This window comes from Pseudomonas sp. BIGb0558, assembly GCF_024807515.1.
Classification (GTDB): Bacteria; Pseudomonadota; Gammaproteobacteria; order Pseudomonadales; family Pseudomonadaceae; genus Aquipseudomonas; species Aquipseudomonas yamanorum_A.
Genome location: NZ_JANUEW010000004.1, coordinates 34,084 through 53,926, shown reverse-complemented (window position 1 = coordinate 53,926; position 19,843 = coordinate 34,084). Strand labels below are relative to the sequence as shown.

17 protein-coding genes are annotated in these 19,843 nt (G+C 63.6%); 15 read left to right on the top strand and 2 right to left on the bottom strand.

Annotated elements, in window-relative coordinates:
- Positions 1-28 precede the first annotated feature (28 nt).
- The gene (locus M2400_RS08050) at positions 29-964 is read right to left on the bottom strand and encodes an NADP-dependent oxidoreductase (RefSeq protein WP_259195763.1); all 936 of its coding nucleotides are present in this window, start codon (positions 962-964) and stop codon (positions 29-31) included.
- Positions 965-1,066: 102 nt separating this feature from the next.
- Here M2400_RS08050 and M2400_RS08045 point away from each other — a divergent pair, with 102 nt between their 5' ends.
- The 14 genes from M2400_RS08045 (at position 1,067) to M2400_RS07980 (ending at position 16,670) form a co-directional block, all read left to right on the top strand.
- Complete coding sequence (locus M2400_RS08045) at positions 1,067-1,942, top strand: LysR family transcriptional regulator (protein WP_177045317.1); 876 nt, start codon at positions 1,067-1,069, stop codon at positions 1,940-1,942.
- Between the two features lie 279 nt (positions 1,943-2,221).
- Positions 2,222-3,013, top strand: coding sequence for a hypothetical protein (locus M2400_RS08040; RefSeq protein ID WP_177077587.1), 792 nt, complete (start codon positions 2,222-2,224; stop codon positions 3,011-3,013).
- Between the two features lie 40 nt (positions 3,014-3,053).
- Positions 3,054-3,959: a transporter gene (locus M2400_RS08035; protein WP_177045321.1), complete on the top strand. Its 906-nt coding sequence runs from the start codon at positions 3,054-3,056 to the stop codon at positions 3,957-3,959.
- A 32-nt stretch (positions 3,960-3,991) separates the two neighbouring features.
- Positions 3,992-4,741, top strand: coding sequence for a DUF2092 domain-containing protein (locus tag M2400_RS08030; protein ID WP_177114978.1), 750 nt, complete (start codon positions 3,992-3,994; stop codon positions 4,739-4,741).
- Positions 4,738-5,289: a hypothetical protein gene (locus tag M2400_RS08025; protein WP_259195764.1), complete on the top strand. Its 552-nt coding sequence runs from the start codon at positions 4,738-4,740 to the stop codon at positions 5,287-5,289. The genes M2400_RS08030 and M2400_RS08025 overlap by 4 nt, the downstream gene beginning before the upstream one ends.
- A gap of 24 nt (positions 5,290-5,313) precedes the next feature.
- Positions 5,314-6,288, top strand: a complete 975-nt coding sequence (locus M2400_RS08020) for a MoxR family ATPase (RefSeq protein WP_259195765.1) — start codon at positions 5,314-5,316, stop codon at positions 6,286-6,288.
- Positions 6,285-7,208 (top strand): DUF58 domain-containing protein, encoded by a 924-nt coding sequence (locus M2400_RS08015; RefSeq protein WP_259195766.1) that lies wholly within the window; start codon positions 6,285-6,287, stop codon positions 7,206-7,208. The genes M2400_RS08020 and M2400_RS08015 overlap by 4 nt, the downstream gene beginning before the upstream one ends.
- Positions 7,205-7,672 (top strand): DUF4381 domain-containing protein, encoded by a 468-nt coding sequence (locus tag M2400_RS08010; protein WP_259195767.1) that lies wholly within the window; start codon positions 7,205-7,207, stop codon positions 7,670-7,672. The genes M2400_RS08015 and M2400_RS08010 overlap by 4 nt, the downstream gene beginning before the upstream one ends.
- A complete protein-coding gene (locus M2400_RS08005; RefSeq protein ID WP_259195769.1) occupies positions 7,659-8,666 on the top strand; it encodes a VWA domain-containing protein in 1,008 nt (335 codons plus the stop codon). The genes M2400_RS08010 and M2400_RS08005 overlap by 14 nt, the downstream gene beginning before the upstream one ends.
- Complete coding sequence (locus tag M2400_RS08000) at positions 8,647-10,146, top strand: VWA domain-containing protein (RefSeq protein WP_259195771.1); 1,500 nt, start codon at positions 8,647-8,649, stop codon at positions 10,144-10,146. The genes M2400_RS08005 and M2400_RS08000 overlap by 20 nt, the downstream gene beginning before the upstream one ends.
- Complete coding sequence (locus M2400_RS07995) at positions 10,143-11,192, top strand: BatD family protein (RefSeq protein WP_259195772.1); 1,050 nt, start codon at positions 10,143-10,145, stop codon at positions 11,190-11,192. Before M2400_RS08000 ends, M2400_RS07995 begins: the two co-directional genes overlap by 4 nt.
- Entirely contained in the window at positions 11,189-12,190 is a 1,002-nt protein-coding gene (locus tag M2400_RS07990; RefSeq protein ID WP_259195774.1) for an HAD family phosphatase, read from the top strand. The genes M2400_RS07995 and M2400_RS07990 overlap by 4 nt, the downstream gene beginning before the upstream one ends.
- Before the next feature lie 76 nt (positions 12,191-12,266).
- On the top strand, positions 12,267-13,853 hold the full coding sequence (locus M2400_RS07985; RefSeq protein WP_177045340.1) for an arylsulfatase: 1,587 nt from the start codon (positions 12,267-12,269) through the stop codon (positions 13,851-13,853).
- 324 nt (positions 13,854-14,177) lie between these two features.
- A complete protein-coding gene (locus tag M2400_RS07980) occupies positions 14,178-16,670 on the top strand; it encodes a fused MFS/spermidine synthase (RefSeq protein WP_259195776.1) in 2,493 nt (830 codons plus the stop codon).
- A 32-nt stretch (positions 16,671-16,702) separates the two neighbouring features.
- Here the strand turns inward: M2400_RS07980 and M2400_RS07975 are convergent, their stop codons facing one another.
- Positions 16,703-17,371 (bottom strand): DUF3313 domain-containing protein, encoded by a 669-nt coding sequence (locus M2400_RS07975; protein ID WP_177045345.1) that lies wholly within the window; start codon positions 17,369-17,371, stop codon positions 16,703-16,705.
- Between the two features lie 196 nt (positions 17,372-17,567).
- On the opposite strand from M2400_RS07975, the gene M2400_RS07970 reads away from it, so the two are divergent.
- On the top strand, positions 17,568-19,820 hold the full coding sequence (locus tag M2400_RS07970) for a tetratricopeptide repeat protein (protein ID WP_259195777.1): 2,253 nt from the start codon (positions 17,568-17,570) through the stop codon (positions 19,818-19,820).
- The last annotated feature ends 23 nt before the right edge of the window (positions 19,821-19,843 follow it).

Sequence of the window (19,843 nt, the reverse complement as noted above, 5' to 3'; positions counted from 1 at the left end):
ATCTCCTGCGATGGATAGTTAGGGTGAGTCAGCGAGAGAAGTCGGCCACGACCTTGCCGGTTCCTGAGGCGCTGCGATTGCGTTCGATGGCTTGCGGGATGTCACTGAAACCGACGACCTCGCCAATCCGGGACTGCAGCGTGCCGCTGGCGATTTCCTGGGCCAGCGTCTCCAGCAATGCCGGATCTGGCTTGTTCATGAACCAGAGGCCTCGGCGATTCGCCGGTGTGCGCGCCAGAATGTCGGGGGATGAGGTGCCAACAATCACGCCGTTTTCCGCCAACACTTGCCACGAGCGATCCAGTACCTCTCCCCCGACGTAGTCGAGCACCAGGTCGATGCCCTGGATGACGTCCTCGAAACGCTGGGATCGATAGTCAATGACGTGGTCCGCGCCCAGGTGGTGCACATACTCCAGGTCAGCCGTACCGGCCGTTGCGAAGACTTCAGCGGCGGCGCGCTTGGCGTATTGCACGGCATAGGCACCCAGTGCGCCCGCCGCGCCGTGGATGAGAATTCGCTGGCCGGGGTGAATCGGCCCGACGTGATGAAGACTCTTCCAGGCGGCGACGGCGGCGACGGGAATCGCCGCAGCCTGGACGTCGTCCAGGGTTTCAGGCGTCAAGGAAAGACTCGCTTCGCTGACGGTCACGAATTCGGCGTACGCGCCCAGCCCACCCATCGCGCCCATGACTCGGTCGCCAACACGAAAGCGCGTGACACCGGCACCGACCACCTCGACGACGCCCGCCATTTCGGCGCCGAGGACGATGGGCAGTGGCAGCGTAAAGGCACTTCGCACCAGGCCTTCACGGACCTTCCAATCGATGCCGTTCACGCCGGCGGCTCGAACGCGAACCAGCACCTGGCCTTGTGCTGGTTCAGGCTTTTCGATCTCGGCCACTTGGGCGGCGTCAGCGCCGCCGTAGGCTCGGATCAATACAGCGCGTTGCAGTGTGTTCATTGCAATTTCTCGTCTTGCGTTGCGATGACGAGAAGATAGGCTGTTGCACAGATAAAGCCGAGACACCAAAATGCAGACACTTCGTTTCAAAAATGGAACACCATGAACCTGAACGCGCTGATCGATTTCATGCTCGTCGCAACGAATGAGGGGCTGGGGAAGGCAAGCCGTGCGAGCGGTATCTCGAAAGCCACCTTGTCGCGACGAATCGCCGACCTGGAAGAGCAACTGGGCGTGAGGCTGATCGAGCGCAGCGCTCGCGGCTTGAAGCTCACCGAAGCCGGCGAAAGCCTGATGGCCCGCACAGAAGGCCCGTTGGGCGAGGTGGCCGAAGCGATGAAGGCTGCCCGTGAGGGCTTATCGATACCTCGCGGACGCCTGCGTGTGGCCTCCCCGGTGCTGTTCTCCCAGCTTGCGATGGGCCGTATCGGCGTCGAATTCTGTAGCGCCTACCCAGAGGTCGAAATCGAAGTCGTGGCAGAGGATCGCCTGGTCGACCTGGTCGAGGAACACTATGACGTCGCGATTCGGGTCAACCCGAGCCCGGACAGCCGTTTGGTCGGCCGCTGCTTCGCCAAGGACCGGCTGGTGGTTGTGGCGGCGCCTGAAGTGCCCAAGCCTATGCCCGGCGCAATCAGGCCCGTGCCCTGCGTCGTAATGTCGAGTTTTCAGCCCACCCACTGGAGTCTCGATGGTGGGCAGTTGATCCTGGATCCGATCCCCAAGCTGCGGTTCTCTTCGTTACTGATGGTTCGCGATGCGGCTATCGCGGGCGGTGGCGCAGCGTTGATCCCCCAGTCCATCGCCTGGAACCAGCTTGCCCGTGGCGAGTTGGTGCAGTGGGGCACGGTCTCGGGTGAAGAGCCGGCACTCTGGGTATTGCATACATCCAGGCGCCTTGCTGCGCCGAAAGTTCGCGCTTTCGTCGACTTCATGTGTGCGAAATATCCGGACATGTCGTTGGTTCTGAAGGGTTAGAGGGCCGGAACTCGGTAGATGGGCTCCATATTTGCGAAACTCTTGGAATGTCCGCTTTTGGCCAAGCGCTGTAAGTACGTCTGCTCGATCTCGCTGTAATCCTCAAAGAGCCCGTGATAACTCCCGAACAAACCAACTAATTCTTTCGGTTAACTAGCGAGTCTGGATTTTGCTGCTAGCTTAAAACGACATGTCCTACAAACAAGTTCGAATAGGGGCAGCCCCTTAGCCTTCATCAATGCGCTATCGGGTTTATTTCCAGGGAATTGGGGAGCCGCCATGCTCAGGTCACCGTCTGTCCCGGCAATTTTGCTGGCGGCTTCAGTGTTGCCCGCGTCCTGGGCGTGGGCCGATAACGCCGACACGGCCAACAAGAGCAATAACCCGCTGAACCTCGCGCCGGGTGCGAATCTGCAGGATTACTACAGCCCCAGGCTCTTCGACACCAATGCCCACACCAATGACCTGTTACTGCGTGGCACATTGCCTATAGCGCCGTCGGATGTCCTGGGCGTACCCCAACTGTTGCGCGCGACCCTGCCCGTCAGCACCCGGCCCGATCCCCACAGCGGCTACAGCACCGGGATTGGCGACCTGAACCTGTTCGATATCTTCCTGCTCAAGACTGAAGGCGTGCAACTGGGCATCGGCCCGCAAATCACCGCGCCCACCGCCGAGCACGACGAACTGGGCACCGGCAAATGGCAGGCCGGCCTGGCCGCCGTCGCCATCGATGCTTCCCCAAGAGGACTGCTCGGTGCGCTGGTGCAGTACCAAAGTTCGTTCGCCGGCGACCGCGGCCGGCCCCATGTCGAAAGCGCCACGTTCCAGCCGTTCATCATGCATAACCTGCCCAAGGGCTGGTACCTGCGCTCCACCGGCACCTGGACCTTCGACCTGAAAAACGACACTCACTACATTCCCATCGGTTTCGGTGCCGGCAAGGCCTGGAAAGCCGGCGGCAATATCTTCAACGCGTTTTTAGAACCGCAATGGACCGTCGCCCGCAAGGGTGATGACTTGCCCCAATTCACGCTGTTCGCCGGGATCAACGTGACGTTTGGAAAATAAGGACTGTTTAAGCGTGCTGGTATTTAGAAGGAGTAGAGCCATGGCTTCACGTAGTCAACTGAGTGCGTTAACGGCCGCCACGCTGGCACTGTTGCCAGGGATAGGGTTTGCCGACAATGCCAGGGATTGGCAGAACACCCCGACGGACCTGAACATGGTGTTCGGCTACTACAACCGGATCGACACCAACACCCCGATCGACACCACGCTGCCGATCACCGGCCTGTCGTTGAATGCCGACCTTTACCTGTTCCGTTTCGCCCGTTCGTTCGGCATCGACGGGCGCAGCAGCGCCATCCAGTTTGTCCAGCCCTATGCCGACGTGTCCGCGTCCTTCGACAATGCGCAGTACTTCAGCGGTACCAAGCGCAACGGCGGCATGGGCGACACGCAGATCGTGTTCGCCCATAACATCTTCGGCGGCCCGGCGCTGACGGCCCAGGAGTTCGCCAGCTGGAAACCCGAGACGTTCCTCACCGGCGCGCTGTGGATGACCATGCCCACCGGTGACTACGATAAAGACCGTGTCATCAACATCGGTTCCAACCGTTGGGTGTTCAAACCGGAGCTGGGCTTCGGCACGCCCATCGGCCCGACCTGGCTTGAAATCAACACCTACGTCTCGCTGTTCGGCGACAACAAGGACTACCACGGCGACAGCAAGCTGGAACAAAAACCGCTGTACGCCATCGAGGGTCACTACAGCTACACCATCAACCGCGCGCTCTGGGTCTCGCTGGACGCCACCTACAACCGGGGCGGCGAAAGCCGGATCGACGGCGACTGGCAAGACAACAAACAGGAAAACGGCCTGCTGGGCGCCAGCCTGGGGTTCATGCTGTCACCGCAATTTGGCGGCCTGATTGCCTATAACGATACGGTTTCGGAGCGCACCGGGTCGCCGGATGTGAACACCTGGACGTTCCGCCTGCAGTACGTCTGGTGAGAGCCACTTTCATGGAATGAACGGAGTGCGCCATGTCCCGTATGCATCTCGCGCGTTTATTGCTGACAGGCCTGCTGGTGAACGCCCACACCGTCTGGGCCGACGAACTGGAACCCAAGGCCCTCACCGCCCTGGAGCAGATGGGCGGCTACCTGCGCAGCCTGCAGCAGTTTCGCATCGACGCCCACAGCCACACCGACCAGGTGCTGGATAACGGCCAGACCATCGAATTCAGTCACCAGACCCGCCTCGCGGCGATGCAGCCGGACAAGCTGCAAGTCTCTGTGGAAAGCGACGGTGAACGCCGCAGCCTGTTCTACAACGGCAAACGCTTCACCCTGTACGACAGCCGTAGCGGCTACTTCGCCAACCAGGCCGCGCCGGCGAACATCGGCGGTCTGCTCGACCAGTTGAGCGAACGTTATGGCATCGAGTTGCCCCTGGCCGACCTGTTCCGCTGGAACCCCGGCACCGCCAAGGAAGTGGGCATCAGCAACGCCGTGTTGATCGGCAGCGAAACCATCGACGGCCAGACCTGCACCCATTACGCCTACCGCCAGCCGGACATCGACTGGCAATTGTGGATCCGCCAGGGCGCGCAACCCTTGCCGTGCCGGCTGGTGATCAGTCGCCGCGACACCGCCGAACATCCCCGGCACAGCGTCAATTACCTGTGGCAACTCAACAGCCCACCCGCGCCCAAGGATTTTGAGTTCACTCCCCCGGCCGGCGCCCGCGCGGTGCCCTTGCAGCAGTTGGAGCCCCACGGAGAGCAGCCATGAAAAGCACTTCGGCGCTACTGACCGCGAGTTTGCTGCTGATGCTGTTCGACCCGCTGGCTGCCCAGGCCTGGCAAGTGCGTGGAGGTGGTGGTGCACGCACGTTCGTGGTGCCCCATGGCGGCGGTGGCGGTTACCGCCCGCCGATGCCTGCGCCGCACCCGATGCCCGCACCCCGGCCGATGCCGCCAATTCCTGCGCCGCACCCGCAGCCCCATCCTCAACCAGGGCCGCATCCCGAGCCTGGCCCGCATCCATATCCAGGGCCACAACCCGGGCCGCATCCGATGCCACCGCCACCGCCACCGCCGCCACCTCCTCCTCCGCCACCCCACGGAGATGACTGGTACCACCCATGGGCCGCCGCTGCCGTCGTCGGCGCAACCACGGCGACCATCCTCGCCATCGGCACCCGGGTCACCACGGTGCCGGTGGATTGCGTCTCGGTGGTCGCCAATGGCGTGGCCTACCAGCACTGCGGGCCCACCTGGTACCAGCCGCAATACGTCGGCAGTTCCGTGCAGTACATCGTGGTCGCCGCGCCCTGGTGACCCACCGTTTCAAGGAAGACTGTGATGACAGCGCTCAATGATTTAACCGCCCTGCAAGCCAGCATCGCCGAGAGCGTGCTGGGCCAGGACCAGGTGATCCGCCAGATCCTGATCGGCCTGCTGGCCAACGGTCACCTGCTGCTGGAAAGCCTCCCGGGGCTGGCCAAGACCCGCACGGTCAAGGCCCTGGCCCGGCACCTGGATGCGAAGATGAGCCGTATCCAGTTCACCCCCGACCTGCTGCCCTCGGACATCACCGGCGCCGAGGTGCTGCACCAGGTGGACGGCCAGAACCAGATCCGCTTCCAGCCAGGCCCGCTGTTCGGCAACCTGATCCTCGCCGATGAAATCAACCGCGCCCCGGCCAAGGTCCAGGCGGCTTTGCTCGAAGCCATGGAAGAACGCCAGATCACCGTGGCCGGCGCCAGCCACCCGCTGCCCGACTTGTTTATCGTGGTCGCGACTCAAAACCCCATCGAACAGGAAGGCACCTACCCGCTGCCGGAAGCGCAGATGGATCGTTTCCTGATGAAGGTCCTGCTGGACTACCCCACCGCCGAAAACGAAAGCCAGGTGCTGCGCCTGTTGCGCGAAGAAGAGCAGCACGCCGCGAGCGCGACGACCCAAGGCTTCACCCTGGCGCCCGAGGTGATCTTCGCCGCCCGCCAGGAAGTCAGCGCGATCCAGGTGTCCCCCGCCATCGACCGCTACCTGATCGACCTGATCAACGCCACCCGCCATCCCGCCGACTACGACGCCGACCTGGCGCGCTGGATCAGCCTTGGTGCCAGTCCCCGTGGCGGCATCGGCCTGGACCGCGCCGCCCGCGCCGATGCCTGGTTGCAAGGCCAGGCCTTCGTCACCCCGCAAAACGTGCAGGCCGTGGCGCACCCGGTGCTGCGTCACCGCCTGCAATTGAGCTACGACGCCGTAGCCGATGGCGTCACGGCTGACCAGGTGCTGGACCGCCTGCTGGGCAACGTGGCGATCCCGGCATGAACGCCGACGGCCTGGTCTACGTGTCCCTGGGGCAGTTGATGGCTCTGCAGTTCCAGGCCCGTGGCCTGAGCTTTGTGGCGCGCCAGCCCCAGGGCAGCATCCTCGCCGGCAACCACGCCTCGCGGCTGCGCGGGCGCGGCTTGAACTTCGATGAGCTGCGGCGCTACCAACCCGGCGATGACCTGCGCCACCTGGACTGGCGTGCCTCGCTGCGTACCGGCAAGCCGGTGGTCCGTACCTTTATCGAGGAGCGCGATCGCCCGGCGCTGATCGTGGTCGACCAGCGCATGTCGATGTTTTTCGGGTCGGTGCGCAGCTTCAAATCCGCCGTCGCCGCCGAGTTGGCGGCATTGGCGGCATGGATGGTGTTCAACGCAGGCGACCGGGTCGGCGGCCTGGTATTCAACGATGAGCGTATCGACAGCGTGGCGCCGCTGCGCAGCCGCAAGCGCGTCGAAACCCTGTGCAGCCGGATCGTCCAGCAGAACACCGCGCTGAGCGCCGGCAATCCGGACCATGAGGCCGACGGCCAGCTCGACAAGGTGCTGCAACAATGCCTGGCACTGGCCGGGCATGATCATTTGATCTGCATCGTCAGTGACTTTGCCGGTGCTGGCGAGCGCACCCTGCAATTGATGCGGCAACTGTCGGCCCACAACGATGTGATCGCCCTGCAAGTCTACGACCCACTGGCGATGAACGTGCCCGACACCGGGCACCTGATGGTCACCCAGGGTCAATTGCAGGTCGAGCTGGCGGTACAGAAACGCCAGGTGCGCCAGCCCCTGGGGGACTTTCTCGGCGGCCGCCTCAAGGACGTCGCCAGCCTGTTGCGCCGCAGCCAGGTACCGCTGCTGATGATCAGCACCGCGCGGCCTGCGGTTGACCAACTGCGCGACGAATTGGGCAGGCGCCGTTGAACGCCAACATCCCCAGCATTGAACAGCTCAAGGAGTTGGGCCTGCCCGCGCCGGTCAGTTACTGGCCGCAGACATGGGGCTGGTGGGTGCTGCTTGGGGTACTCGCCATTGTGCTGCTGGCGCTGGGTATCCGGGCCTGGCTGCACTGGCGGCGCAATGCCTATCGCCGCGAAGCCTTGGCGCGCCTTGATGCGATCGAAGACCTGCGGGAGTTGCCGGCACTGCTCAAACGCGTGGCCCTGTCGATGCCCCTTGCGCCTGAAGAACACCAACGCGTGCCAACCTTGAGCGGCACCGCCTGGCAGGCCTTCCTGCTGCGCCATGCCCGCACGCCGCTGCCGGAGGATTTCAGCCGTCAACTGGCGAGCCTGGCGTATGGATCGGCCGAGATTTCCAGCGCACAACGCGACCAGCTGTTGGCCCAGTGCAAAGCCTGGGTGGAGCATCATCATGTGGCAGCTTGATTACCCCTGGCTGTTACTTGGGCTGCCGCTGCCGTGGCTGGCCTACCGATACCTGCCGGAATACCGCGAAGCCCGCAGCGCCGTGCGCGTGCCGTTTTTTGCCAGCCTCAGCCGGGCGGTGGGACAGACGCCGGCGGCCAGCGGCATCCGCACCAACCGTCTGCAACTGCTGCTGAATCTGCTGATATGGGCGCTGCTGGTAGTGGCCATTGCCCGCCCGGTGTGGATCGAAAAACCCATCGAACGCCAACAGCCGGTGCGCGACCTGATGCTGGCCATCGACATCTCGCAGTCCATGGAAACCCAGGACTTTACCGACGCCAACGGCCAGAAGATCAACCGCCTGGCGGCGGTAAAACAGGTGGTGCACGGGTTTATCCAGCGCCGCCAGGACGACCGTATCGGCCTGATCCTGTTTGGCAGTGGCGCCTATCCCCAGGCGCCGTTGACCCTGGACCACGCCAGCCTGTCGCTGCTGCTGGATGACAGCGGCATCGGCATGGCCGGGCCCAATACGGCGATTGGCGATGCCATCGGCCTGAGCCTGAAACTGCTGGACCAGGCCCACGAGCAGGAAAAGGTGCTGATCCTGCTCACCGACGGCAACGACACCAGCAGCGCGATCCCGCCCGACCACGCGGCATCGATGGCGGCGGCCAAGGGCGTGGTGGTTCATACCATCGGCATTGGCGACCCTGGCGCCTCGGGTGAGGCCAAGGTCAACCTCAGCGCCCTGCAACAGATTGCCGAGGCCACCGGCGGGCGGTATTTCCGGGCCGAAAACCGCGACACCCTGGACCAGGTCTACGCCACCCTCGACCAGATCACCCCGCACCAGGTGAAGACCCTGAGCCACCAACCCAAGCGCGACCTGTTCTGGATGCCCCTGGCGGCGGCGATCAGTGTGTTGGCGCTGTATCACCTGGTCGCCGCGTTGTGGCCGCACCTGAGACGGCAACGGCGGGAGGTCCGCGATGGAACTCAACCTCAGTGACTTCCACTTCCTGCGTCCGGCCTGGCTGTTGCTGGCGGTGCCTGGCTTGTTGCTGCCGTTGCTGTGGCGGCGCAGCAAGGACCTGCAACGCCGGCTGCGGGGCAATATCGCGCCGCACCTGTTGCCGCATTTACTGCTGACGCCTAAGGATTCCCATCGCCTGAGGCCAGTGCATCTGGTCAGCGCCTTGCTGGTCCTCGGCGCGCTGGCCAGCGCCGGGCCTACCTGGGAACAGGACCGTCCCGACTTCCTGGAGAACCGTGCGCCGCTGATCATCGCCCTCGACCTGTCGCCGTCGATGGACACCGCCGACGTGCCGCCTACCCGCCTGCAAGCCGCCAAACACAAGTTGCAGGACCTGGTGCAGCGTCGCCAGGGTGCGCGCACCGCGTTGATCGTGTACGCCGGCAGCGCGCACCTGGTGTTGCCGCCGACGGACGACCCGGCGCTGCTGGACAGTTTTATCCAGGCCCTGGCCACCGACCTGATCAGCAAACCCGGGCGCGATGTGGCCGGGGTGATCGACCAGGCCAAACGCCTGCTGGCAGCTGAAAAAGCCCCCGGCAGCCTGTTGCTGATCACCGACGGCGCCGATCCTGCCCAACTGCCGCAGCTCAAGCAGCACCTGGCGGACAGCCCGTTGCAGGTGCTGGTACTGGCGGTCGGCGTCAACTTCGATGCCGGCGCCTTGAAGCAACTGGCGTCCGCCACCGACGCGCCACTGGGCAGCCTGACCCTCAACGATGACGACCTGGACTGGGTGGAGCTGCACGCCCAGCAGCATTTCCAGAATGCCGACGAGCAACAGCGCAACCTGCAATGGAAAGACGCCGGTTACTGGCTGTGCTGGCCGCTGTTGCTGTTGGCGTTGTTCAGCGTGCGCCGGGGCTGGAGCCTGAACTGGATGGCGGTGCTGGTGCTGGGGGTGTTCCTGCAACCTGCACCGGCCGAAGCCAATGCCCTGACCGATGCATTTTTCACCCGCGATCAACAGGGCCGCTGGGCCTTCGAGCACCACCACTACCCCGCCGCCGCCGGGCTGTTTGTAGACCCGTACTGGAAAGGCATCGCCGCTTACAACGCCGCCGACTATGGCCTGGCCCTGACGACGTTTTCCCAACTCGACACGGCCCAGGCCGCGTTTTACCGGGGCAATATTCACGTACGCCGCTTCAAGTTCGACGACGCCATCACCGCCTATCAACAAGCCTTGCAGCTACAGCCACAATTCCCCGAAGCCAGCACCAACCTGGCCCTGGCCCTGGCGCTGAAGAAGGACACCGAAAACGCCGCGGACAACGCTCCCGAGGTCAAGCCGGATGCGGTCAAGTTCGACAAGGCCGCCGGCAAGGGCAAGAGCAAGGCGATCGAAACGGAGCAGGCGAGCAACGATGCGTTGTGGCTGCAGAACCTGACGACCTCCCCGGCAAACTTCCTGCGGCGCAAGTTCAGCCTGCAGGACCAGGGAGCGCAGCCATGAACCGTCTCTGCTGGCTGTTACTGCTGGTGACGGGCCCGTTATGGGCGGTCGAGCCGCAACTGAGGGTGCAGGCACAGTTGGTGCCCGGCAATGACGTGGTGGTGGGCGAGCAGGTGCAACTGCAGGTCGATGTGTTGACCGACAGCTGGTTTACCGCCGCCGCCAACCTGCCGCCCTTGCAACTCCCCGGTGCACGGGTGCAGGCACCGGACGGTGAGGCTGAACACCTGAACCAGGTGATCGAGGGCAAGACCTTCTACGGCATGCGCTACCGTTACCGCATCACGCCTGCGGTGGCCCGGACCTTTGAGATTCCGGCGCTGACGGTGCAGGCCCAGCCCGGTCAAGCCACTGCGCCGTTGAGTGCGCAGACGGCACCGCTGTCATTCCAGGCCACCCAGCCGCCGGGGTTCGATCCCGGAGAAACCGTATTGGTGGCCGATGGTTTGCGCCTGACCCAAACCCTCACCCCCACACCGCTCAAGGTCGGCGACACCCTCACCCGCACCGTCACCCTGCAAGCCGACAACACCCCTGGCCTGTCCTTGCCACCGCCTGGCCAGGCCGAGGTGAAAGGCCTGCGCCGCTACCCGCAATCGCCCATCATCAGCAACCTGGATGATGGACGCGGCCACATCAGCGGCGGCCAACGCATCGACCGCCAGGTGTACCGCGTCGAGCAAGCCGGCCATTACCAACTGCCCGCCATCAGCGTGAAATGGTGGGACAGCCGCAACCATCGCCTGCAAGTCACACGAGTGCCCGAGGTCAGCGTCGAGGCACACGCGGCGAGCGCCTACACCCCGGCATTTTCCATTGCCGAAGACCTCAAGCAACTCGGGCAACACAGCCGCTGGCAGTTGTCGCGGCACGGGTTGGCGTGGGGCACTGCCGTGGTGGTGTCGGTGCTGGCGGCGTACCTCGTGCATGGCATCTGGCCACGTATTCCGCCGCTGTGGCGACGTGGCTGCGGGGCGTTGCGCTGGCTGTTTCGTCGGCTACGCTTGCTACCACTGAACCCTCGTCGCGAAAAGGATTTCCCATGACGTCTCTCCGTTCTGTCCTGCCCCTTCTCCTGCTGTTCAGCCTGCCGGCCCTGGCCGCCGACCCACTGCCGTCGTGGAACGAAGGCCCGAGCAAACAACACATCATCGAATTCGTCCAGGCCGTGACGGCCGAAGGCTCCAGGGACTACGTAAAACCCGCCGAGCGCATCGCCGTATTCGATAACGACGGCACCCTGTGGACCGAGCAGCCGGCCTACTTCGAGGTGCTGTTTGCCTTCGACGAAATCAAACGCCTGGCGCCGCGGCACCCGGAGTGGAAAACCACCCAACCGTTCAAGGCGGTCATCGAAAACGACCATCAGGCCCTGGCCCAAAGCGGGATGGACGGCCTGCTGAAAATCATCGGCGCAACCCACACCGGCCTCACCACCGACGCCTTTATCGACAACGCCAAGACCTGGCTCACCCAGGCCCGCCACCCGAAAACCGGCAAGCCCTACACCGAGATGATCTACCAGCCGATGCTGGAGATGCTCGACTACCTGCGCAGCCAGCAATTCAAGACCTACATCGTTTCCGGCGGGGACACCGCCTTCATGCGCGCCTTTGCCGAGGTGGTCTACGGCGTGCCGCCGGAACAGGTGATCGGCTCCAACTTCGTCACCGCTTTCCAGATCAAGGACGGTGCGCCGCAGGTCCTGCGCACCGCCAAGCTGGCCCACAACGACGACGGCCCGGGCAAGCCGGAAAGCATCGACTCGATCATTGGCCGCCGGCCGATCCTGGCCTTCGGCAACTCCGACGGTGACCTGCAGATGCTGCAGTGGACGGCTGCAGGCGCTGGCAAACGCTTCATGGGCCTGGTGCACCACACCGACGCCAGGCGCGAGTGGGCCTATGACCGCAACTCTCAAGTCGGGCGCCTGGACAAGGCGCTCGATGAGGCCAAGACAAAAGGCTGGACCGTGGTGGACATGGCGACCGAATGGAACCGTATCTACCCCTTCGAGCCGGCTGTGCAAAAGCAGGTGCAATAAGAAAAGACGTCGCGATGGACTGTACTAAACGTTGGTCGCAGGCACTGCGACTCAAGCCGAGAAAGGAGCAAGTCATATGACTCGCATACGCAAGTGGCTGCCGAAACTCGCCCTGGTGGCGGTATCGGTGATGGGGGTCTCGGCATCTGCCTGGGCCGCCGACAAGCCGAATATCCTGGTGATATTCGGCGATGACATTGGGCAAACCAACATCAGCGCCTATTCCATGGGCGTGGTGGGTTACAAGACCCCGAACATCGACCGTATCGCCAAGGAAGGCATGATGTTCACCGACTACTACGCGGAGAACAGCTGCACCGCCGGGCGTTCGTCCTTTATCACAGGCCAGACGCCGTTGCGCACGGGCTTGTCCAAGGTCGGCGCGCCCGGTGCCTCCGTCGGCTTGCAAAAGCGCGACATCACCATTGCCCAGGCACTCAAGTCCCTGGGGTACTCCACTGGGCAGTTCGGCAAGAATCACCTGGGCGACAAGGACGAGTACTTGCCCACCAACCACGGCTTCGATGAGTTCTTCGGCAACCTCTACCATCTCAATGCCGAAGAAGAGCCCGAACGGCCTTACTGGCCCAAGGACGATGCCGAATTCGTCAAGGCCAACTCCCCCCGTGGTGTGATCCACAGCTTCGCCGACGGCAAGATCGAAGACACCGGCGCCTTGACCACCAAGCGCATGGAAACCATCGACGACGAAACCACCGCCGCCGCCCAGGCGTTCATCAAGAAACAGGCGGAAGCCAACAAACCGTTCTTTGTCTGGATGAACACCACCCGCATGCACCTGTTCACCCACGTGCGCGAGTCGATGAAGGGCCAGAGCGGCATGCCCGGCAACGAGTACGCTGACGGCATGCTGGAGCATGACGGCGACGTCGGCAAACTCCTGCAAACCCTCGACGACCTGAAAATCGCCGACAACACCATCGTGGTCTACACCACCGACAACGGGCCGAACCAGTTCTCGTGGCCGGACGCGGCGACCACGCCGTTCCGTAACGAAAAAAACTCCAACTGGGAGGGTGCCTATCGCGTACCGGCGATGATTCGTTGGCCAGGCAAGATCAAACAGGGGGAGGTGTCCAACGAAATGTTCTCGGGCATGGACTGGTTCCCTACCCTGCTGGCTGCCGCGGGCGATACCGAGGTGAAGGACAAGTTGCTCAAAGGCTGGGCACCCACCGCGGGCGGTGCCAACTTCAAGGTGCACCTGGATGGCTTTAACCAGTTGCCCTACTTGACCGGCCAGCAGCCCAAGGGCGCACGTAACGAGTTCTACTACTTCAACGATGACGGCGTGCTGGTGTCGATGCGCTTCGACAACTGGAAAGCGGTGTTCTGCGAGCAGCGTGCGCCGGGCGGCTTCAAGGTCTGGAGTGAGCCGTTCGTGTGCCTGAGGGTACCGAAGATCCTCAACTTGCGGATGGACCCGTATGAGCGCGCCGATGTGGTGTCTGACCAGTACTACGACTGGACCACGAAAAATATCTACCTGGTGGCCGTGGCGGTCACCAAATCGGCGAAGTTCCTCGAGACGTTCATCGAGTACCCGCCGAGCCAGAAACCGGCCAGCTTCAGCGTCGACCAGATCCGCGCAGCGGTGGATGCGAAGATTGCTGAAAAAATGAAGGCTAACCCGGCGCAATAGCCGTTGAGCGCCGTTCTCGCGAGCGGCGCGTAACCTGTGGTGAGGGAGCTTGCTGTGGTGAGGGGGCTTGCTGTGGCGAGGGAGCTTGCTGTGGCGAGGGAGCTTGCTCCCGCTGGGCTGCGCAGCAGCCCCAATCCAGACAACACGGTGTTTTCAGGTAAATCGTGGTGTTTGGTTTTGGGGGCGCTTCGCACCCCAGCGGGAGCAAGCTCCCTCGCCACAGCAGCTCCCTCACCACAGCAGCTCCCTCACCACAGCAAGCTCCCTCACCACAGCAAGCTCCCTCACCGCACTTTGATCTGTATTTGCATAAGGCTATTTGCAATGTCGTCACGCACCGCCAGCAAACCCGCTGCATTGGCTCACACCTCCACCACCCTGGTCCCCGCCCTGCTGCTGTTCATCTCCGGCATGGCCGCGCTGGTGTACCAGGTGTTGTGGATCAAGCAACTGTCGTTGGTGGTGGGCGTTGAGGTGTACGCCATCACCACCGGCATCAGCGCGTTTTTTGCCGGGCTGGCGTTGGGTGGCTGGCTGTTCGGGCGCTGGGCGGATCGCCTGTCGCGACCGTTGCTGCTGTATGCAATCCTCGAAATTCTCGTCGCCGTGCTCGGCGTGGGCGCCACTGTCGCCCTGAGCATGGCCGCCAGCCCGTTTGCCTGGCTGGAGCAACACATCGGCCTGCTGGCGTGGTTCCTGCCGTTTGTGCTGGTGGGCATTCCGGCGCTGTTGATGGGCGGCACCTTGCCGGTGCTGGTGCGCTCGCTGGACATCGACCCCAAGGCCCTGGGCCAGGCCGGTGGCCGCCTGTATGCGGCCAACACGGCCGGCGCCATTGCCGGCACCTTGCTCAGTGCCTTCGTGCTGATCGCCACGTTCGGCGTACGCGGCAGTGCACTGGTGGCCGCGATGCTCAACCTGCTGGCCGCCGTCAGTGCGCTGCTGTATGTACGGCGTCACACGCCCGCGCCGATCACTCACTCTCGCAGCACCCAACCGGCGCAACTGGCCCTGGTGCTGTATGCCATCGCCGGTGGCGTGGCCCTGGGCTACGAGGTGGTGTGGTCGCAATCCATCGTGCAGTTCATGAGCACACGCACCTATGCGTTTGCCGTGGTACTCGCCACGTACCTGGCCGGGCTGTTTATCGGCAGCCAATTCATGGCGCGACGGGTAGAACGCATCCGTGACCCATGGGGCGTATTCGGCCTGCTGATCGCCGGCGCCGGGCTGGTAGCCTTGCTGGAAATCGCCCTGCTGGGCCGCTGGCTGGTGCTCCTGCAAACCCAGGCCGAAGCCTTGGTGCTGAGCCTGGGCGGCGCCGAACTGCCGGGCATGAGCGCACGCTTTGCAGTGGCCGCACTGTGCATCGTGTTTGTGCCCACCCTGCTGCTCGGCGCCGCCTTTCCCCTGGCTCTGCGCTTGAGCGTGGGCAGCGAGCAGGTGGGTCGGGATGTCGGCGCCGTGGTGGCGTTCAACACCCTGGGCGGGATTGTCGGGGTGATGCTGTGTGGTTTTGTGCTGATTCCCTGGCTCGGGCTGGTGCGTACCCTGGGTTTGCTGGCCGTGATTGCCGGCGCCATCGGCTACATGGCCGTGCGCCGTGGCCACGGGGTGAAGAAAGGCCGGCGCCAGGCGGTGGTCGCTCTCGGCCTGCTGTCACTGGCAGTGGCGCTGCTGACCCCGGTGGACCGCCTGGCCAAGCTGCTGCCCGGAGCACGCAATGCGAGCCTGGCGTTCTACCAGGAAGGTCGCGGCGCCACGGTTGCCGTGGTTACCCAGGGCCAGGGCGCGCGGAGTTTCCAGCGTCTGTACATCCAGGGCGTGTCCAACACCGGCGACGCCATGCCGTCCTTGCGCTATATGCGGGTCCAGGCGCTGTTGCCGCTGTTGATCCATAACGGCGAGCCCCGATCGGCTCTGGTGATCGGCTTCGGCACCGGAATTACTGCCGGGGCATTGCTGCGCTATCCGGGACTTGAGCACCGGGTGGTCGCCGAGTTGCTGCCATCGGTGATCCAGGCGGCGCCGTTGTTCAAGGGCAACTTCAACGCCGCCAGCGACCCGGGTGTGGACGTACGCCTGCGGGACGGTCGCCAGGAACTGCTGCGCAACCCACAAGCCTACGACCTGATCACCCTCGAACCACCGCCACCGTCGGCGGCCGGGGTGGTCAACCTGTACTCCCGCGACTTCTACCAATTGGCCACCCGGCGCCTGGAGAAAAACGGCCTGCTGGCCCAGTGGCTGCCGCTGCCGACGCAAAACCTCGAGGACTCACAGTCCCTGGTGCGCAGTTTCCTCGACGTGTTCCCGTACGCCACGTTGTGGACCAGCGAGTTCCACGAAATGCTGCTGGTGGGCTCCATGGAACCCATCGACCTGGACGCCACGCGGATTCGCCAGCGCTTTGAGCAACCTACCGTGAGCAGCGCCCTCGGCGATGTGGGCATTGATTCGGCGGCCACCCTCCTCGCCACCTGGGTCACCGATCGCCAGGGCCTGGAGCGCTTTGCGGGCAATGCGTTGCCGGTCACCGATGACCGGCCGCGTATCGAATACGCACCCTGGGTACGCAGTAAAGAGATCGCGCGGGTGTTGCCGGCACTGCTGGATTTGCGGGTGCCTGCGCCCTTGCTGAATGCAGACCCGGGGTTCACACGGACGCTGGCCAGCGAACAACAGCGCCTGATGCAGTTTTATCGCGCCAGCCTGCATGCCTACGACGGCGACCGCGCCGCCTGGGGTCGGGATATCCAGGCGGTGTTGCAGCAAGACAGTGCCAACCCTTATTACCGCTGGTTTATCGGCCAGTAGTCGCCCGGGGCGCGAGCCCCGGGCACAGCACTTCAGCGTTTGAGCTTCAGGTACGACTGGTGCAGGTCCGAGGCCCAACCATCGATCACGCTTTTGACGTCATCGGCCTTCATCACCTGGGAGTCGTTCGACAACGGCTTGCCGGTGCCTTTGCGCACGACCTGGGCGATGACCTTGCCGCTGCCGCCATCCAGGAACTGGGCTTCGGTGCCCAGGGTGGTTTCCTGGTCGCGAATCCCGGTACCGGTGCTCACCGCGGCCGCCACCAGGGCGACGGGAATGTACTCATACGGCTTGAGGCTTTCGGTCTTGCTGCTGACCGCCGTGATGGCGGCCCGCACCACGATCACCCCCGGGCCAGGCCCGTTGGCCAGCGGCAGGGACTTTTCCAGTTCGCGCTTGAGGGCCTGGTTGTAGTAGCTGTTGATGCCCTGCAAGGTGCTGTCGGGAATTTTCGTGGTGGCTTGCGGCTTGGGGTAGAACTGCGTGGGTTCGATGTAAACGGCGGTATAGCGGCTCAGGTTCAGGTCGGGGTCAACCCAGCGCATCACTTCTGCACCCGACGGCGACTTGGCCTCCTTGAGGTGGCTGTAGTCGGAGAGAAACCCGGAGTATTCGTCCGGCTGCGTCACCTTGCTGGAACATCCCACCACCCCGATTGAGGCAATGCATACGGTGCCGATCATTAGTCCTAGCTTCATCGTCGAACTCCCTGGCTGTCATCGAAGGAACACTGAGCTTGTAGGTATAGCCAACTCTGGAAAAATAGCCCGCCTCACCTTGCAGGTTGCGAGCTATTTCACAGCACACATTTGACAGGCATGCGCCCAACGTCAAAGCTGCACAAAGCTTAAGCGCGCCACTAGAGCGTCAATGCATCGGACATCGGAAGTCGCAATGCCCAAGCCTGACAATAAAGCCGTACCTCCCCGTGATTCATCCAGCCGTTACCTGTACCCCGTCGTGATCGCCTTGTTGCTGTTGGCCATGGCCGGGATCTGGTTTTTTCTCCAGGCCAGCACACCCAGGCTGCCCGTGGCGGCGCCGGCGCCTGTGACCCAGCCAGTGGCGGTCGTGCCCCCGGCAACCATGGTCGATGAGCAGCAATGCCAGGGCTGCCACCAGGCCCAGGTCAAGGACTGGCAAGGCTCGCACCACCAGTTGGCGATGCAGGCTGCCACGCCGGAGACGGTGCCGGCCGACTTCAACGATGTGTCGTTCAGCAGCGAAGGCGAGACCACCCGTTTCTCCCGTCGGGGCGACGATTTTTGGGTCAATACGCCCGGTGCCGACGGCAAGGCCGCGGACTTCAAGGTGGCCTATACCTTCGGCATCGCACCGTTGCAGCAATACCTGATCGAGGTCGGCGACGGGCGCTTGCAGGCCCTCGGCGTGGCCTGGGATACGCAAAAGAACCGCTGGTTTCACCTCTACCCGGGCCAGGGCGTGAACTTCAAGAACCCGCTGCACTGGAGCAAACCCAGCCAGAACGCCAACTTCATGTGCGTGGAGTGCCACACCACCGGCTACAAGCGCAATTTCGAGGCTGCCAAAAACAGCTTCGACAGCCAGTGGAACAGCCTGGGGGTCGGCTGCCAGGCGTGCCATGGTCCGGCGTCGAACCATGTGGCATGGGCTGCGAAAAAAAGTGACCTGCTGCACGCAGGCTTTGCCGTGGACCTGAAGGACAAAGACGCCACCGTCGAGCTCGAAACCTGCGCCCGTTGCCACGCCCGCCGTGCTCCCCTGGGAGACGGCTATACCGTCGGCAACCGCCTGATGGACGACTACCTGCCCAGTGTCCTGACCCGCGAGCTGTACGCGCTGGACGGCAAGATCAAGGATGAAGTGTTCGAACACGGCTCCTTCGCCCAAAGCAAAATGGCCGACAAGGGCGTGCGCTGCAGCGACTGCCATAACCCCCACAGCGCCGAACTCAAGGCCCCGGGCAATGGCGTGTGCCTGCAATGCCACAACACCGCAGGCAAAACCCCGGTGCCGACGGTGGACGGTCGCGGGTTGCAGGCCAAGAACTACGACTCCCCCGAACACACCCGCCACGCAGCCGGCGAGCCGGGTTCGTTCTGCGTCGATTGCCATATGCCGGGCAAGTTCTACATGGGCAATGACTGGCGGCACGACCACAGTTTCAGCATCCCGCGGCCCGGGGATAAGGTCAGCGAACAGTTCAAGCTATGGAGTGCCAGCGAACCCGAGCATGCACCGCGTTACGCCGAGAGCATGGCGTTGATCCGTGGCGGCCAGCCGGGTGCAGCGCAGGCGCTGTATGACCAGTTGGCACGCAACAACCTGCCGGCGATCCAGCGCGCAACCCTACTCGCTGAACTGCCCAACTACCCGAGTGAGCAGGCGTTGAAGCTGGCGACCAGGGAGCTGGGCAACCCGGCGCCGCAGGTACGTGAGAGTGCAGTGCGCGCGATCAGTGCGTTCCTGCCGCCACCTGAGCGGGTGGCGTTGTATGGACCGTTACTGCGGGACCCGGTGCTGGCGGTGCGGATCATCGCCGCCCGGGACCTGTTGAGCGCGTCCGGGCAAGGCCTTGGGCCGGCCTGGGACAAGGCGATCGTGGAATACGAAAATGTGCAGCTGAGCCTGCTGGAGCGGGCCGAAGCCAACCTCAACCTGGCCATGCTGTATCAGGCCAGCGGCCGGGGCGACAAGGTTGAAGCACAACTGCGCACCGCGTTGCTGCGAGACCCGGACTTCTTCCCGGCGCTGGTGACCCTCGCGCAATGGCTGGAAGCCAATGGTCGGTCACAGGAGGCGCGCACGCTGATAGCGGACAACCTCAAGCAGCATCCGGAGGCGGCACTGTTGCAGCACACTCAAGGGCTGATGCTGATTCGGGCCGGGGATACGGCCAACGCCATGCCGCACCTGCGCGAAGCAGCACGGCTGGAGCCGGCGAATCCACAGTATAACTACGTGCTGGCGGTTGCGCTGCATGACAGCGGGCACGTGGATCAGGCCTGTGAGCAACTGGAAAAGCTGCTGGCGTTGCAGCCGTATAACCGCAATGCACGGCTGTCGCTGATCCAGTACTACCTGGAGAACGGAAAAGAGCCCAAGGCGCAGGTGGTGATGCAGTCGTGGAAGAAGCTCAACCCTGGAGATCCGGCGTTGAAGTGAACCGGGCTCCTTCATGCCCCCGC